Below are 16,002 nucleotides of genomic sequence, written 5' to 3'. Positions count from 1 at the left end.
CGATACTGTCAGTAATTAATACTTCTAGTACCGGTAGTTGAAATGGGAGCCTGCATGACCAGCACGATCGACGTCGACGCATCCGCCGTCACCGAGTCCAACGTGATCACCGAGCATTCGGTGCGCAACGGGGACATCGAGGTGGCCTACTACGTGCAGGGGAACCCGGACGGCGAGACGATCCTGCTAGTGCATGGCTGGCCCGATTCGCATCACCTCTGGGACGGCGTGACACCGCTGCTGCGGGAGCGGTTCCGGCTGGTGGCCATCGACAATCGCGGCGCGGGAAAGACGACCAATCCCAAGAGTTTCCGTGACTTCCGGCTCACCGAGATGGCAAGTGACTATGTGGCCGTAGCCAATAGGGTGAGCCCCGACAAACCGGTGCACCTGCTGGGCCACGACTGGGGCAGCGTCGCCGCGTGGGAGGCCGTCTGCAATCCCGATCTGCAACATCGCTTCGCCTCCTTTACCTCGGTGTCGGGTCCCTCGGCCAGCCACATGAGCAAGTGGATGCGCGCCCGCCTTTCGCGGCCGACACCGCGCAATGCAGCACTCGCGCTCGGGCAAGCTGGGTCACTGCTGTACATGCTGGCCTCCATGACGCCGGTGATACCGAGCCTTGCCCTCAAGCTGACGATGTCCGAGAGCCGTTGGCGTGCTGGTCTTTCCGCTGCGGAGGGCGCGCCACCCGAGCAGATACACCTGGGACCGACGTTCATGTCCGATATCACCCAGACGCTGCGCGTCTACCGCGCGAATGCACTGCCCGCCGTCATCCATCCCGAGGAGCGGCGCACCAGCGTCCCGGTGCAGGTCATCGTCGGGAAGCGCGATCCCGCGGTGCGCCAGTCCTGCTACGACGACGAACCGCTGTGGAACGAGCGCACCTGGCGACGCGTCGTCAATGGCGGGCACTGGCTGCCCTTCTCGCACCCGCAGTTACTTGCCGCGGCCGCGATCGAGCTGATCGACGCGGTGTCCGGAAACCCGCCAGCACGCACACTGCGTCGCGCCGAAATGGGCAAGAACCGCAAGCAATTCGAGGACCAACTGGTCGTCATCACCGGCGCCGGCAGCGGCATCGGCCGAGAGACCGCGAAGGCCTTCGCCCGCCGGGGCGCCGAGCTGGTGCTCTCCGATGTCAACCTGGCCAGCGCCAAGGAGACCGTCCAACTGATCAAGCAGGAGGGCGGCACCGCCCACGCCTACCAACTCAACGTCGCCGACGAGACCGCGATCAACGCCCACGCCGATAAGGTAATCGCGAAACACGGTGTGCCCGATGTGCTGATCAACAACGCCGGCGTCGGCGCCGCGGGCGGATTCCTGGAGACGCCGTCCGAAGAGTTCCGCCGCGTCCTCGACATCAACCTGTACGGAGTGGTCAACTGCAGCCGCGCCTTTGGCGCGAAAATGGCCGAACGCCGCCTCGGCGGGCACATCGTCAACCTGTCGAGCATGGCCGCGTACTCACCGCAACAGAAGTTCACGGCCTACTCGACTAGCAAGTCGGCCGTCTTCATGTTCTCGGACTGCCTGCGCGCCGATCTGGACAAACACGGCATCGGGGTGAGCACCATCTGCCCCGGCATCGTGCACACCAATATCATTGCCACCAGCAAGATCTCCGGCGTCAGCGCCGAAGAAGAACAGCGCATGCAGCAGGCCGGGGACAAGGCCTACGCGATGCGCCGCTACGGCCCCGAAAAGGTGGCCGAGCAGATCGTCGACGCGGTCCTGAAGAACAAGCAGGTGGTCCCGGTGACACCGGAGGCCCGCCTGCAATACCTCAACAACCGCATCGCCCCCGGCATCGGGCGCTACTTCGCAGCCAAGGGCGGTATGACCGACCTGATGAAGCTCTTCCCTACCGGGCGGCGCTGACCGATCCTCGTCACGCCGAAACCGAGGTTGTGGTGAATTCGTGCGAGACGAATACGCCATAACCTCGGTTTGAGCGAAGGCATCCTGCCTACTGGGCGGCGCTCACCGACGACATGTGAAAGTCCGGGATCCGCAGCGCCGGCATGGCTTGGCGCGTCGCGTAATCGCTCCACTCGCGCGGCAGCGTGTACTCGGTGGCGCCCACCTCGCTTACCCGCCGCAGCAGGTCGATCGGGCTCTCGTTGAACCGGAAGTTGTTGACGGCGCCCGCGATCTTCCCGTCGCGCACCAGGTACACGCCGTCGCGGGTGAGCCCGGTGAGCAGCAACACCGTCGGATCCACCTCGCGGATGTACCAGAGCGTGGTCAGTAGCAGACCGTTCTCGGTGGCGGCGATCATCTCCTCCAGGGTCGATGAGCCCCCGCCGGTCATGATGAGGTTGTCGGCGCCCACCGTCGGGGTGGCATTGAATTCGGCGGCGTCGGCGCGCGAGTAGCTCAGCGCGTTGATCACCCCGTCACGCACCCAGTCGACGCGTCCGATACCCGCCCCGTTGTCGAACACCGACAGCGCCTCACGAGAGATCGGCGTCGCCACGAACGGGCTGCTCTGCAGACCCGGATACGACGGATCCGAGTACACCGTGACGGGCAGCTCGGTGAGTCGTTCGCCGATGCGAGTGCCGCCAGGCCCCGCGAAGGCGTTTCGGCCCTCGTGCGCGGCGCGCCCACCCATCGTCCACACCAGGTACTGCATGAGGTCCCCGGTCGCCGACGGCGGCAGCAGCGTCTCGTAGCGACCGGCCGGGAGCTCGATCTGATTCTGTGCGGCCGTTAACCTTTCGCTGAGCTGACACAGCAGCGAGGCGGTCGGCACGTCCACGAATTCGGGGGTGCACACACCCGCCCAGGCGCTGCCCACACCGCGTTTGGCGTTGATCTCCACCTGGCCCGTCGGCTGAGTGAACCGGCGACGCAGCCCGGTGGACGAGGCCAAGAACGTGGTCTGCCGCTCGTGGCGCGCGTACCCGTACAGGGTGTCGGGACCGTCGAAGCCCGTCGACAGGTCGGCGGCCAGCGATCCGAAGACGTCGGCGCCGGTGCGTGAGATCTCCGCGTCCCAGGCCTCCCCCGGGCTGTCTCCGGGGCCCAGCAGCGGCATGGCGTCGCGTGACGGGGGCGCCGCAGCGGCTTCGGCCTGACTGGCCGCCACCAGATCGGCCAGTGCCGCCGGATCGGCGTCCTCGGTGAGTACCGAACCGACACGGGTCTGATCCCCTTGTCGAACAATGGAAATCACCGCGATGCCGCGCTTGACCGACTCGCCGTTGGTGGTCATGGAGCTGCCGGCCCACCGCAGCGATGCCTCGCTGCTGTCCTGGATCAGGACGATCGTGTCGTCAGCGCCGCCGCGTCGCGCGGCCTCGGCCAGAACGTCCTCGGCGACCTGCTGTGCGGGAATCACGCGTTTCCGCCTTCCTGCTTGGTGTTGAGCACGTTGACGCCGCGGAACAGCGCCGACGGGCAGCCGTGGCTCACGGCCGCCACCTGTCCGGGCTGAGCCTTGCCACAGTTGAACGCACCGCCCAGGCGCCAGGTGGATTGCCCGCCAACGGCTTCCATCGACCCCCAGAAGTCAGTGGTGGTGGCCTGGTAGGCGACATCGCGCAGCTGCCCGTCCAGCTTGCCACCGCGAATGCGGTAGAACCGCTGCCCGGTGAACTGGAAGTTGTAGCGCTGCATGTCGATTGACCACGACTTGTCGCCGACGATGTAGATGCCGTCCTCCACGCCGGAGATCAAGTCGTCGGTGCTGCGCTCGTCCGGGGAAGCCAGCAGCGACACGTTCGCCATCCGCTGGATCGGCACATGGTGCGGGGAGTCGGCGTACGAGCAACCGTTGGAGCGCTCCTGGCCCAGCCGAGGCGCGAACACCCGATCCAGCTGGTATCCGACAAAAGTCCCGTCACGCACCAGATCCCAGCGCTGGGAGGCCACCCCCTCGTCGTCGTATCCCACCGAGGCAAGCCCGTGCCGTTCGTTGCGGTCGGCGGTCACGTTCATGACGGGCGAGCCGTACTTCATGGTGCCAAGCTTGTCGGGGGTGGCGAAGGAGGTCCCCGCGTAGGCGGCCTCGTAGCCGATGGCCCTGTCGTATTCGGTGGCGTGGCCGATGGATTCGTGGATGGTGAGCCACAGATTGGTCGGGTCGATCACCAGGTCGGTGGTTCCGGCGACCACGCTGGGCGCCTTCACCTTCTCGGTGAGCAGCTCCGGGATCTCACGGAGTTCGGTGCTCCAGTCCCATACGCCGTCGCCACCGATGGCCTCCCAGCCGCGGCCCATCGGTGGGGCCAGGGTGCGCATCGTCTCGAAGGAACCGGTGGCGGCGTCGACCGCGATCGCGTCCAGCTGCGACATCACCCGGACCCGCTGCTGGGTGATCGACGAGCCGAAGGTGTCGGCGTAGAAGGTCTGTTCCTTGACCGCGGTGAGCGTCGCGGAGGCATGGTCCACTCCATCGGAGGCCAGCAGGCGCCCCGAATACTCCTGCAGCACCGCGATCTTCTCGGCCTGCGCCACCGTGAACGGATCGATCTCGTAGTCGGACACCCACTGGACGTCGGCGTAGACGGGCTCGGCCGCCAGCTCGACGCGTTCACGGTTCAGGCTGCCCAATCCGCGCGCGACGGCCACGGCGCGACGTGCGGTCTCGGCGGCAGCGGTCGTGTCGAGCTGAACGTGTGAGGCGAATCCCCAGGTGCCGTCGACGATCACCCGCACCGCCAAACCGATGGTGCGCCCGGACACCGCGGTCTCCACCTGCTCGTCGCGCAGCACCAGCTCCTCGTTGATGAGCCGATGGATGCGCAGGTCGGCATAGCTGGCGCCGACAGCGCGGGCCGCGTTCAGCGCGGCGTCGGCAAGTTCGGCGCGCGGCAGCGCGAGGAAATCGGGATCAACGGACCGAGTCACGCGCTCAACGCTACCGGCAGCGTCGACGGGGTTTAATGTTCCAGTGCAACGCTCCCGGCAGACAGCGCTGGCCTACGGGCTGCTGGCCCCGAGTCTGTTCGGGGTCGCGGCGTTTCTGCTGCTGCCCATCCTGGTCGTCGTGTGGCTGAGCCTGTGCCGCTGGGATCTGCTGGGCCCCATCGAGTTCATCGGCCTGGACAACTGGCGTTCGGTGTTCTCCGACGGCGCCTTCGGCCACTCCCTGCTGGTGACGCTGATCTTCGTGGCGCTGGTCATTCCGGTCCAGACGGCCCTTGGGCTGGCCGCGGCGACGCTGCTGGTGCGCGGCCTGCCCGGCACCGTGATCTTCCGAACCATTTACGTCATCCCGTGGATCTGCGCGCCGCTGGCCATCGGCGTGCTGTGGCATTGGATGCTGGCCCCCACCGACGGTGCCGTCAATGCTCTATTCGGCGCGCGCATCGAATGGCTCACCGACCCCAGCCTCGCACTGCCGGTGGTGGCGGCGGTGAGCGTGTGGACGAACGTCGGCTACGTTGCACTGTTCTTCATGGCGGGCCTGCTGGCCATCCCCGGCGATGTGCACAACGCAGCCCGGGTAGACGGCGCGACGCCGTGGCAGCGGTTCCGCCGCATCACCCTGCCGATGCTGCGGCCCACGTTCTTCTTCGTCCTCGTTACCGGTGTGGTGAGCGCGGTGCAGACCTTCGACACCGTGTACGCGCTCACCAGCGGCGGCCCGCAGAACCGCACCGACCTGGCCGCGCACCGCGTGTATGCCGAGGCGTTCGAGTCCGCGCATGTGGGGCGCTCGGCCGCCATGTCGTTGGTGCTGTTCCTGATCCTGGTCACCATCACGGTGATTCAGCACCGCTACTTCCGGACGCGGGTGAGCTATGACCTCACGTGAGAAGCGTCAGGCACCGTGCCGCAGCGAGTTCACCGCGATGAGCAGTGCGATGGCCCCGAGGAACCCGTACAGGCTGAAGCGCCGCCACGGATTGGGCTGCAGGGAGCGGCCAGCCAGGATCTGCTCGGCCTGCTCCTTCGCGATGGGCGCGGCCGCCCAGCCATGCTCGGTCCAGGTGTGTATGGAGTAGCTCCCACCGAATGTCACTGTGAAAATGAAGAACAAGTGAAAGTAGCGGTACGCGAATGCCAGCATTTGAGTCGGTGACAGCTCAAGCTGATTCGAGCGCCCACCCCAGCCCCAGAACAACATCGAAATTCCCCTCCAGATGAGACCAACAGGATCATTGGCGACGAGAGCCTACCACCGCCTTCGCTGGCAGGCGCCGTTAAGAACCGCCCCAATCTACCTGCTGCTGATCCTCGGCGCGGCGATCACGCTTGGCCCGTTTTTGTTGGCGTTATCGGCATCACTGAAGTCGACGCGGCAGTTTGCCACCGACTCTCCGCTGGCCGCGCCGAATCCGTTCACGGTGCTCAACTACACCGGGCTGGCCGACGCCGGATTCGGCCGTGCCGCAGTGGTGACGGTGTTGATGACGGCGATCATCGTGATCGGCCAACTGACGTTCTCAGTGCTGGCCGCGTACGCCTTTGCGCGGCTGCAATTTCGGGGACGCGACGGCCTGTTCTGGGTGTATCTGGCCACGCTGATGATTCCGGCGACGGTGACCGTGGTGCCGATGTATCTGATGTTCACACAAGTGGGGCTGCGGAACACATTCTGGGCGTTGGTAATCCCCTTCATGTTCGGATCGCCCTACGCAATCTTCTTGTTGCGTGAACATTTCCGCACCGTTCCCGACGACCTGATTCGGGCGGCCCGCCTGGACGGCGCCAATACGCTCGATGTCCTCTGGCATGTGGTGGTGCCGGTGAGCCGCCCGATCCTGATCACGCTGACGCTCATCACCGTGGTGTCGCAGTGGAACAACTTCATGTGGCCGTTGGTGATCACCAGCGGAGGCAACTGGCGCGTGCTCACCGTCGCGACCGCCGGCCTGCAATCCCAGTTCAACGCGCAGTGGCCCATCGTGATGGCGGCGACCACCGTGGCGATCGTGCCGCTGGTGATCCTGTTCGTGGCGTTCCAGAAGTACATCGTCCGCTCCATCACCCTGTCCGGACTCAAGTGATGAAGTCCTCCACCCGCGCCGCCGTCACACTAGGACTTGTCGCGCTACTACTCTTCGGCATTGCCGGGTGGCTGGGTATCCCCAAAACATCCCACGGGAAATCGGTTGTGACCGTGCGCGTGTGGGATGAGCAGGTGGCGCGCGCCTACCGCAGCTCGTTCGACGAGTTCACCCGGCGTAATCCCGACATATCAGTCGTGACGACGGTGACGTCGTACGCAAGCTACTTCAACACGCTGCGCACCGATGTCGCAGGCCATGGCGCCGACGACATCTTCTGGCTCAGTAACGCCTACCTGTCCGATTACGCCGATACCGGGAACCTGCGCGCGGTTGACCCGCACGCGGATTGGGATCCGTCCGTCGTCGCGCAGTTCACCCGCGGCGGCAAGCTCTGGGGTGTCCCCCAGCTCAGCGATGCCGGGATTGCGCTGTACTACAACAAGAACCTGCTCGACGAAGCGCAGGTCGATCCCGCCGAGCTCGCGGATCTGCGCTGGGACGCCGACCCCGCCGTCGACACCCTGCGCCCGATACTGCACCGTCTCACCGGGCCCGGACATTGGGCGTACAACGCCGCCAATGACTTACAGGGCATCTACCTGAACTACCTAGGCTCGGCGGGTGCCGTCTTCCAGCTGGATGACAGGTTCGCATTCGCCAATCCACAGGCCGAGATGGCATTCCGGTACCTTGTCGACCTCATCAACGTCGACAAGGTCGCGCCCTCGGCCGCCGACACCAACGCCAACAACGACTTCTCGCGCAACCAGTTCCTGCAGGGACGGATGGCACTGTTCCAGTCGGGCACCTACAACCTGGCGCAGATCCAGCAGAACGCCACCTTCCCGTGGGGCGTGGCGATGATGCCGGCGGGCCCGGACGGCCGCGTCAGCGTCACCAATGGCATTGTCGCCGCCGCGAACTCGTCATCGGCTCATCCGGAGGCCGCGCAGCAGGTGCTGGCCTGGATGGGCGGCGCCGACGGGAACTCTTTCCTGGGGCGTGACGGCTCGGCAATACCCGCGGTACTGACCGCGCGGGATCCGTACTTTCAGTACTGGGCCGGTAAGGGCGTGGACGTCGCCCCGTTCTTCGAGGTGCTGAATGGCGCGCAAATCGCGGCTCCGGGCGGGCAAGGGTTTGGCGCCGGGTTCGCCGCACTGAAGCCGTATTTCGCCGAGATGTTCCTGGGGCGCCTGGATGTTCACACCGCGCTGGCCCAGGCGCAGCAGGCCGCGAACAAGGCGATTGAGCGCTAGCGCCGCGCTACAGCACCTCGAACAATACGACCGCGGTCCCGATGCCGATCACCAACAGCAGCGCGACCGCGTCACGCAGACCGGGGCGCGCCGGATGCGCGGCGATCTGCCCAGTCCCTCCGCGCGCCGTGATCGCATCTCCCATCTCCGAGGCACGCCGCAATGCGACGGTGATTGCGGCGGTGAGCATGTCGACCACCTCGGCCACCCAGTGCAAGCCGCGCCTGCCCTCGCGCACCTGCGGCGGGCGCAATCTGCGGGCCGCGACGAGTACCCGGAATTCGTCGGACAACATCGGGAACGACCGCAGCGCCAGCGCCAACGTCGCCGCACGCTCGTCGACCGGAATCCCGAGGACCTTCAACGGCCGGCCCAACGTCGCAACGGCCGGCGCGATCTCGGAGACATTCGTCGTCCACGACACCATGGCACCCGCACCCAGCAGCACGATCGCAACCGCGGTGGTGCGCGCCACCGCCAGTACACCGTGAAATCCGATGGTGAGTCCGCCGATATGCCAGAACGGCGGGCCCCCACTGAAGAACACCGTGAGGCTGCCGCCGATCACCAGCGCCACCATCCACAGCGGAATGGTGGGCATTGCCCCGCGCGGGATCTGCGCCAGCCACGCGGTCAGAATCACCAACCCCGCTACCGCGCCGATCGCCGTCCAGGTCGGGAACAACGTCAGCAGCACCGAAATAAGGAAGACCACAATGAGTTTGGTGCCAGCCCACAGCTCGTGGATCGGCGAGGTGCCGGGGACGGGGCGCAGCAGTACCACCGGACGGCGCGGTGCGCGCGTTGTCATGACAGCACCGATTCGGGCAGCAGCACTCCGGATTGCAGGTGCACGGTCCGCGGACACAGTTCCTGCATGCCGTCGAAGTCATGCGAGATGACCACGATGGTGAGCCGTTCACGCTCCCGCACCTCAACCAGCAGCCGCAGCAGGCCTGCCTGAGCCTCGGCGTCCAGCCCCGCGAGCGGCTCATCGAGAATCAAGGCACGCGGAGAGCGAGCCAACAGCCCGGCCAACACCACTCGGCGCATCTGGCCGCCGCTGAGCTGATCGATGGGACGCTTGGCGAGGTCAGCGTCCAGCCCGACCCTGGCCAGCGCTTCGATGACCCTGCCTATATCGCGTGCAGAAAACCCTGCCGCCGAAGCAATTTCGTAGTCGACGCGGCTGCGTAGGAGTTGCAGTCGCGCCGCCTGGAAGCAGATGGCCACCGATCCCACCTGATCGGATACCGGGCTGCCATCCAGGAGACATTGTCCCGTCGTCGGCTTGGTCAGACCCGCGGCGATCCACGCGAGCGTCGACTTGCCCGAGCCGTTGCCGCCGTGGATGAGCACCCCGTCACCCTCGTGCACGGTCAACGACACCTCATGCAATGCCATTTTCGCCCAGGGTGTTCCGCTGGCGTACTGGTGACCGACCGCGTCGAATTCCAGGACGACGGGCGAGGCGGCATCGGGCACCGCGGCCGTGGTGGTGGGCACCGGCACCGTCTGAATGGCGCCCAGCGCCGACTTTCCATTGACCGCGCGCAGAGCCACCTCACGGTCGGCGGCAGCAGCCTCCGACTGAAAATGTGTGATGTGCACCACGGACATTCGGTGCTGATCGGTGAGCCGTGACAGCACGTCCAGGAGCACCTGGCGCCCCTGCGGGTCAACCATGCTGGTGATCTCGTCGGCTACCAGCAGCGCGGGGTCACGCGCCAACGCCGACGCCACCGCCAGTCGTTGCAGCTCGCCGCCCGAGAGCGAAGAAGTGCTGTGCTGACCCATCCCCTCCAGACCGACCTCGCGCAGCAGACCGTCGATGTCGACCTCGTGATCGGCCGGCAGACCCCACACCACATCGTCGGCGACCTTGGTACCCAGCACCTGACTTTCCGGGTGCTGCATGACGATTGCGGTGCCGCCGATAGCGCCGAGCCCCACCGAGCCGGGTCGCTCGATCTCACCGGAGGTGGGTTCACGCCCGGCCAGGATGCGCATCAAAGTGCTCTTCCCGGAACCGTTGGGCCCGGTGATCGCGACATGCTCGCCCACATCGATAGTCATCGACAGCGGCGCCAGCGCATCGGATTCACCGCGCGGATAGCGGAAGCGGACATCCTTCAGGCGGATCGGCACCGGCCCCACTGCGCCCGCTGCCACCGGCGGGTCCAACTGGTGCACGTCGGGAATCACCGCGAGACGCCGAATCACCCGGGAGAGCACCCACCAGCCGAACATCGTGTTGAACAGGACGAACACGAACACGATGCCGCCGATGAACCACATCCAGTTGCGAATCGCAAAGTCGATCGCACTTGTCGTGTGCACGCCGACGGCTTCCAAGTGCGGAAGATGGCTGATCATCTTGAACAGGCCCTCCAGCGAGGCGCGGATAGCGTCGAATATCAAAGTACGCATCCGGTTCAGCAGTCCCAGCGCCCCGACCGCCAAAACCGAGATGATCGCGCTGCAGATCACCGCCAGCACCGTCAGCACCGGCATCCCGTGACCGCGACGGCGCACCACACCAGTCAGCCCGCCGATGTAGACGCAGTTGCCCATCGCGATCAAACCGCCTAGCCCGGCGAGCAGGAACGCGATGACACCGCCGGCCACGGCGGCGGCCAGCAGCACGCGGATCCGATAGCGATATCCCAGCAGACCCATGGGAATGGCACCCAGCAGTTGCAGAGCACCGAAGATGGGCAAGGCGACTCCGATGATGACCATGGCGGCGGTGAGCGCGGCCATCACGGCCGCCTGAGCCAATTCATCGGGTTGCAGTGCCCTGCGCCGAGGCGCGCCGGTCAAATTCACTTAAACAATTCTGCCAGCCAGCATGTTGGCACTCAGCACATTCTCAGGTTCGCGCTGCGGCGCACTAATTCACCGCGACGCCAATCAGATGCCCTATCACATAGGTGGCCCCGATAGCGATGGCACCAAAAGCCAACTGGCGCAAGGCACTGCGCCACGGAGCGCGTGCCGTGTAGCGCCCCGCGATCCATCCCGCGATCAGCAGACCCACCCCACCGCAGATCAGCCCGGCCAGAAGTGACGCGAATCCCAGCAGGAACGGGATCAGCGGCACCACCGCACCCACCGAGAACGTCAGGAACGAGGAGATGGCAGCCACCCACGGCGACGGAGTGTCGTTGGGGTTGATGCCCAGCTCGCGGGTGAGGTGAATCGTCACCGCGGTGTTCTCGTCCTGGTGGATCTCCTCAACGGCAGCGGCCGCCGTCTGCGGCGAGAGCCCGATATCGCCGAGCATGGCCATCAGCTCCCGCTTCTCGGCGTCGGGGTGGAGCTGGATGGCGCGACGTTCCACACTCGCTTCGTGCTCGATCTGCGAGTTGGATGTCGACACGGACGTGAACTCGCCCAGCGCCATCGAGAACGCACCCGCCACCAGACTGGCGGCGCCGGTCAGCACGATCGCCTGGGTGTTGAGCCCGGAGGCGCCCACACCGGCGACCAGAGCCGTGTTGGTCACCAGGCCGTCCATTGCGCCGAACGTGGCCGCACGCAGCCATCCCCCGGACACGTCCGGGTGCGTATGGTCAAATTCATGCGGTAGTTCGGCAGATCCCGTAGAGCCGTCGAGTGCCACGATGTTTGAATCTACTGCCAGGCCTTTGCAATCGCACCGCTCAAGAGGGGTATTACCGAAATGAATCGTTCACTGGCCGCGCTCGGCACCGTCCTGGTGTCCGGCGGACTGATGCTGGCGTGTTCAAACAATGACAAGAAGGAAGAGTCCTCCGGCTCCTCGGCGAGCAGCAGTGCCGCCAGCACGGCGGCGGCTGCTGCCAGCGGAATCGACATCGACAAGATCGACGCGATCAAGGACCAGTTCCCGTCCGGGTACACCACACAGGTGCAGCCGAGGGCGACGGTGAGCCAGCAGGAACTCGATCAGATGAAGGGCATCTTCGATCAGGCCACCTTCCAACCCAAGGAGTGCGCCGACAAGATGATGGGCTCGATGCCCAAGGTCACCGGCACATCGATGAAGGGCGTCACTGGCGCCAAGCCCACCGATCCCGCCAACCCGACGGCCAAGACGATGATCGTCACGGCGGCAATCGAGACAGCCAACGCGATTCCCGAGGACACCAGCAACGGGCAGTGCGACAAGTTCACCGTGTCTATCGCGGGAATGGCCGAGGGCACCGGCGAGAAGATCGAAGCACCCGCCATTGAGGGTGTGAAGACGACGGGGACGTCAACGACGCTCAAGATCAGCGCTCCCGGTATGGAGCAGACGATGCAGCAGACGACCTACTCGGCGCAGCTGGACGACCACCACGCCGTGACGGTGTCGAGCATGGGCGAAGTGGACAACAACGACCTGACCGATGTCTTCGTGAAGGCAGTCAACGCCGTCAAGGGTTAGTTCGCACCGGGATGCCCGCTCCCGCTTGGGTCGGGTATCCCGGCATTCCCCCGTACATACCCGGCGGGTAGTACCCGTAGCCGTATCCCGGCAGGCTCGGCACGCCCTCACACTTGGTGGTGAAGCCGGCCGCGGCGCAGACGCTCGCCTGCGCTGCGCCCACTTGCGGATTGGGCAAGATCATTGGCGCTGAAGCCAGAGCTCCGGCAATGATCGCCGAGCAGAGAGTTCGCGCCACTCGTCGTGGTCGCTTCATGCCTCCAGGATAGTCCTGGTTCAGAGGCCTTGGCACTGAATGTGATTCGTCACAGCACAGCGCAAAGTGCGTCAAGAGGAGCTGGCGCTATTGCATTCAACCTATTGATCAGCCGAGTAACTGATATTGGACTCTACTGGCACTTTGGCCATGAGATGGATGTACGCCATTGCCAGCTTCAGCTCGAACCACCCAACGACGCCGACAAGTACCACTCTTCCGCGCCACCCTGTTAGAACGATTCGGAGCGAATGGTCCCAATAGAACCCAGCGTCATATCTGAATCCGAAGACTTTCTTCCGCCGCGCACTCAATGAAGCACACAGCGTGTGCCCTTCAGGTGCTTTCGATCAATTGCCAAAGGCGACAATGCATCTTAAGAATTGCAGCTAGAAATCCAGCTCTGATGCCAACCAGGGGTTGATGCACATGGCCTGCCCCCCTAAACCAGCAAGAATCAGCGCAGAGAAAGACCGACATGATCCAGCCTGGACATCAAATCTTACTTCTCGATGAAACCTTCTTTGACAATCCCTGGCGGCTGTATGACCGACTACGGCAAGAAGATGTGTCCTTGCATCGCATCAAGTTACCCAATGGACTGCTAGCCTGGCTCGTCATCGACCATGCCCTCGGCAAGGAGATACTCTCCGATCCACGACTGAGCCGGGATGCGCAATCAGCCTGCCGCGCAGCCCTGACACAGGGGATCGGCAAGGATTGGCAATCAGGTTCTGGACACAAACCCTGGCTGATCAGCCTGCTCAATAGTGATCCGCCGGATCACACACGATTGCGTTCCATGGTAGCCACAATGTTCACCCCGGTAGCGAGCGCCCGAATGCAACCCATCATCAAGCAAGTTGCAGCGGAACTTGTCCAGGGTCTGATCGTCAGCGCTAGCGCGGCTAGCATAAACCTAATAGCAAGGTACGCAGCACCTTTGCCGATGATGGTGATCTCTCGACTGCTAGGCGTACCCGTTGCCGACCGAGATCAGTTCGACTCTCTGGTCCTGACGATCATGGATGAAAGTGCATTCGCTGATGGCATGTCCGGACAATTAGCCCTCATAGAATTGGGGAACTATTTATCCGATCTGGTGGCCATCCGGCGAAGCGATGAGCACCCCGGCGAGGGAGACGAAACAAGGCGCGCAGTCGATTTTCTGGACACACTGATCGCCGCACAATTCGATCAGCAGGGCCTTACCGACGCGGAGCTGATCTATCACGTCGCACTCATGCTGATTGCCGGATACGACACCACTGTGCACCTGATTGCCAATGCTGCGCACGCACTAGCTTCCAATCCTGCGCTGCGGCGGCAGATAAATGCTAAGCCTGCCGGCACCGAATCTCTTATTGAGGAGGTGCTGCGACACGACGGCCCCGGGCACACAACAACGTTGCGGCACACCACAAGCCCAATCACCGTCGCAGGCACCACGATCGGCACCGGAGAGTTTCTGCTCGTTTCGCTCGCCGCAGCCAATCGTGACCCCGCAGCTTTCCCTGAAGCCAACCGCTTTAAAATAGAACGAAATGGGTTGACACATTTAGGATTTGGGCATGGAATCCATCATTGTGTGGGCGCACCCCTAGCACGTTTGGAGTCAACCATTGCTATTCGCGCATTGGTGGCGGCCTTCCCCAACTTCACCCTCGCGGTCGATCCCGCCGCCCTGAAATGGCGGCGCAGCCTACAAGTTCACGGCTATCTCAGGCTGCCAATCACGCTGCATGGATGCAACCCTCCGCTCCCACAGATAGATAGATGAAGGCCCCGCGAATAGCGAAGCCGCACTTTGCTCAGGGTAGCGTGTGCGACACGGCTGCAGAAATTCGTCGCACGACACACGACGACCGATCAACTGCTGTGTTGACGGTCAAGCCAAGCGGCCTGTGCGTGGATTTCGGAGACCGTTAAGGGCGGGGCATGGACCGTCGGGTCCTGCAGGAAGCGCAAGACCATGCCGATCGTAAGGTCCCGATGATCGGCGCGAGTGACAGCCAGCATTTTCACTTGGATACTGTGCAAGGGACCTGCCGCACCTGAACATGTTGTGTTCGCCACCACCGGTGCGAGTACGACGCCAGGCGGTGTGAAGTACCGCATTCGGTATGGAACGAGCGACACGCATGACCCCGAGGCGACATGCGCTAGCAGTCCCGTGACGGTGCTGGCGCTCGCCGTCTGACGTGGAATGAAACCCGCAGCCTGGCAGATGGAGACATACTCTCGCGCCAGGTTCGCCTGCTCCTGCCACGGGAGCGCGAACCGATCGGTTTCGAGGTCACCAAGCGCAATGGCCGGCGCGTGCGCAAGCCGGTGACCCGAGGGCAGCGCCACCATCATTGGCTCAGTGGTCACGACCGAAACTGACAGTCCCGCCGAATCATCCAGCGGCCCATACAGAACCGCCACATCGACGTGTCCGGACTTGACTCTCTCGATCATTTCGTCGGATCTGCAGTCTTGCAGCTGCATCTGCAAGTGCGGCAGATCCTCATGACATCGTCGCAAAAGTGCAGGAGCAAGTGTGTACGCAATGAAGCCTGTAGTTCCTAACCGGAGCTCACCTTCCTCGCCATTGGCCACGCGGCGCGCACGCGCCACTGCCGCGTGCTGCGCCTCCAGGACACCTTCTATATCGATGGCGAATGCCTTGCCCGCGGCGGTCAACTCCACTGTGCGCGAGGTTCTGCTCAACAACATGATGCCCAGGCATTGCTCAAGCCTGCCGATTGCCTGACTCAAAGACGGCTGACTGATAAGAAGACGGTCAGCGGCCCGCCCAAAGTGCTTCTCTTCGGCAAGCACGCAGAACTGCTGCAGAAGACGAGGGCTCAGCTCAACCGGTTTCACCTCACAAGTATGCCGACGTATTTCGATAGCGCTCGACACGTATGTGATCTCACCCAGATCGAATCTTTCGTGTGACTTAGATCGCACAGATACAACATTTATCTAGCGAGAACACTCGCACGATTGCCCCGAGCCTATGGATCAGCCGAGCGGATCATATTGGACAACCGTCGTATTCAAGCCTCAAATGGCTGTCATGCCCTGCAATCGCAAAACATGCACGAAACGGAATGCAAC

Annotated in this window: 14 protein-coding genes; 6 read left to right on the top strand and 8 right to left on the bottom strand. The window is 63.9% G+C overall.

Annotated features, from left to right (window positions below; translation table 11 throughout):
• The first annotated feature begins 54 nt into the window (after positions 1 to 54).
• Positions 55 to 1,887 carry an SDR family oxidoreductase gene (locus FZI91_RS12050; RefSeq protein ID WP_155939244.1) on the top strand — a complete coding sequence of 611 codons (1,833 nt, stop codon included), beginning with the start codon at positions 55 to 57 and terminating at the stop codon, positions 1,885 to 1,887.
• An 88-nt stretch (positions 1,888 to 1,975) separates the two neighbouring features.
• Here FZI91_RS12050 and FZI91_RS12045 read toward each other — a convergent pair whose 3' ends face one another.
• Together FZI91_RS12045 and FZI91_RS12040 are read right to left on the bottom strand one after the other, a co-directional pair.
• Positions 1,976 to 3,352, bottom strand: a complete 1,377-nt coding sequence (locus FZI91_RS12045) for a metallopeptidase TldD-related protein (protein WP_162525597.1) — start codon at positions 3,350 to 3,352, stop codon at positions 1,976 to 1,978.
• The gene (locus FZI91_RS12040) at positions 3,349 to 4,863 is read right to left on the bottom strand and encodes a TldD/PmbA family protein (RefSeq protein WP_162525598.1); all 1,515 of its coding nucleotides are present in this window, start codon (positions 4,861 to 4,863) and stop codon (positions 3,349 to 3,351) included. Before FZI91_RS12040 ends, FZI91_RS12045 begins: the two co-directional genes overlap by 4 nt.
• 43 nt (positions 4,864 to 4,906) lie before the next feature.
• Here FZI91_RS12040 and FZI91_RS12035 point away from each other — a divergent pair, with 43 nt between their 5' ends.
• Positions 4,907 to 5,773: a carbohydrate ABC transporter permease gene (locus tag FZI91_RS12035; protein WP_162525599.1), complete on the top strand. Its 867-nt coding sequence runs from the start codon at positions 4,907 to 4,909 to the stop codon at positions 5,771 to 5,773.
• A gap of 6 nt (positions 5,774 to 5,779) precedes the next feature.
• Here the strand turns inward: FZI91_RS12035 and FZI91_RS12030 are convergent, their stop codons facing one another.
• Entirely contained in the window at positions 5,780 to 6,085 is a 306-nt protein-coding gene (locus FZI91_RS12030) for a hypothetical protein (RefSeq protein ID WP_155939243.1), read from the bottom strand.
• A 16-nt stretch (positions 6,086 to 6,101) separates the two neighbouring features.
• Between FZI91_RS12030 and FZI91_RS12025 the strand changes: the two genes are divergently transcribed.
• Both FZI91_RS12025 and FZI91_RS12020 read left to right on the top strand, forming a co-directional pair.
• Positions 6,102 to 6,968, top strand: coding sequence for a carbohydrate ABC transporter permease (locus FZI91_RS12025; protein WP_375234341.1), 867 nt, complete (start codon positions 6,102 to 6,104; stop codon positions 6,966 to 6,968).
• On the top strand, positions 6,968 to 8,230 hold the full coding sequence (locus FZI91_RS12020; protein ID WP_155939241.1) for a sugar ABC transporter substrate-binding protein: 1,263 nt from the start codon (positions 6,968 to 6,970) through the stop codon (positions 8,228 to 8,230). The genes FZI91_RS12025 and FZI91_RS12020 overlap by 1 nt, the downstream gene beginning before the upstream one ends.
• A 7-nt stretch (positions 8,231 to 8,237) precedes the next feature.
• Here the strand turns inward: FZI91_RS12020 and FZI91_RS12015 are convergent, their stop codons facing one another.
• From FZI91_RS12015 to FZI91_RS12005, 3 genes are all read right to left on the bottom strand, one after another.
• Positions 8,238 to 9,041, bottom strand: a complete 804-nt coding sequence (locus tag FZI91_RS12015; protein ID WP_155939240.1) for an energy-coupling factor transporter transmembrane protein EcfT — start codon at positions 9,039 to 9,041, stop codon at positions 8,238 to 8,240.
• Positions 9,038 to 11,026: an ABC transporter ATP-binding protein gene (locus FZI91_RS12010; protein ID WP_162525676.1), complete on the bottom strand. Its 1,989-nt coding sequence runs from the start codon at positions 11,024 to 11,026 to the stop codon at positions 9,038 to 9,040. The genes FZI91_RS12015 and FZI91_RS12010 overlap by 4 nt, the downstream gene beginning before the upstream one ends.
• Positions 11,027 to 11,123: 97 nt before the next feature.
• Positions 11,124 to 11,855 (bottom strand): VIT1/CCC1 transporter family protein, encoded by a 732-nt coding sequence (locus FZI91_RS12005; protein ID WP_162525600.1) that lies wholly within the window; start codon positions 11,853 to 11,855, stop codon positions 11,124 to 11,126.
• A 60-nt stretch (positions 11,856 to 11,915) separates the two neighbouring features.
• On the opposite strand from FZI91_RS12005, the gene FZI91_RS12000 reads away from it, so the two are divergent.
• Positions 11,916 to 12,641 carry a DUF5642 family protein gene (locus FZI91_RS12000; RefSeq protein WP_155939238.1) on the top strand — a complete coding sequence of 242 codons (726 nt, stop codon included), beginning with the start codon at positions 11,916 to 11,918 and terminating at the stop codon, positions 12,639 to 12,641.
• On the opposite strand, the gene FZI91_RS11995 is transcribed toward FZI91_RS12000, so the two are convergent.
• Positions 12,631 to 12,897 carry a hypothetical protein gene (locus FZI91_RS11995; RefSeq protein ID WP_155939237.1) on the bottom strand — a complete coding sequence of 89 codons (267 nt, stop codon included), beginning with the start codon at positions 12,895 to 12,897 and terminating at the stop codon, positions 12,631 to 12,633. The two genes, FZI91_RS12000 and FZI91_RS11995, sit on opposite strands and share 11 nt — an antisense overlap.
• Before the next feature lie 478 nt (positions 12,898 to 13,375).
• Between FZI91_RS11995 and FZI91_RS11990 the strand changes: the two genes are divergently transcribed.
• On the top strand, positions 13,376 to 14,677 hold the full coding sequence (locus tag FZI91_RS11990) for a cytochrome P450 (RefSeq protein WP_155939236.1): 1,302 nt from the start codon (positions 13,376 to 13,378) through the stop codon (positions 14,675 to 14,677).
• Positions 14,678 to 14,766: 89 nt separating this feature from the next.
• Here FZI91_RS11990 and FZI91_RS11985 read toward each other — a convergent pair whose 3' ends face one another.
• On the bottom strand, positions 14,767 to 15,765 hold the full coding sequence (locus FZI91_RS11985; protein WP_162525601.1) for a LysR substrate-binding domain-containing protein: 999 nt from the start codon (positions 15,763 to 15,765) through the stop codon (positions 14,767 to 14,769).
• Positions 15,766 to 16,002: the final 237 nt, after the last annotated feature.

This window comes from Mycobacteroides sp. CBMA 271 (assembly GCF_009729205.1).
Taxonomy (GTDB): Bacteria; Actinomycetota; Actinomycetes; order Mycobacteriales; family Mycobacteriaceae; genus Mycobacterium.
This window is presented reverse-complemented; position numbering and strand designations above follow the sequence as displayed.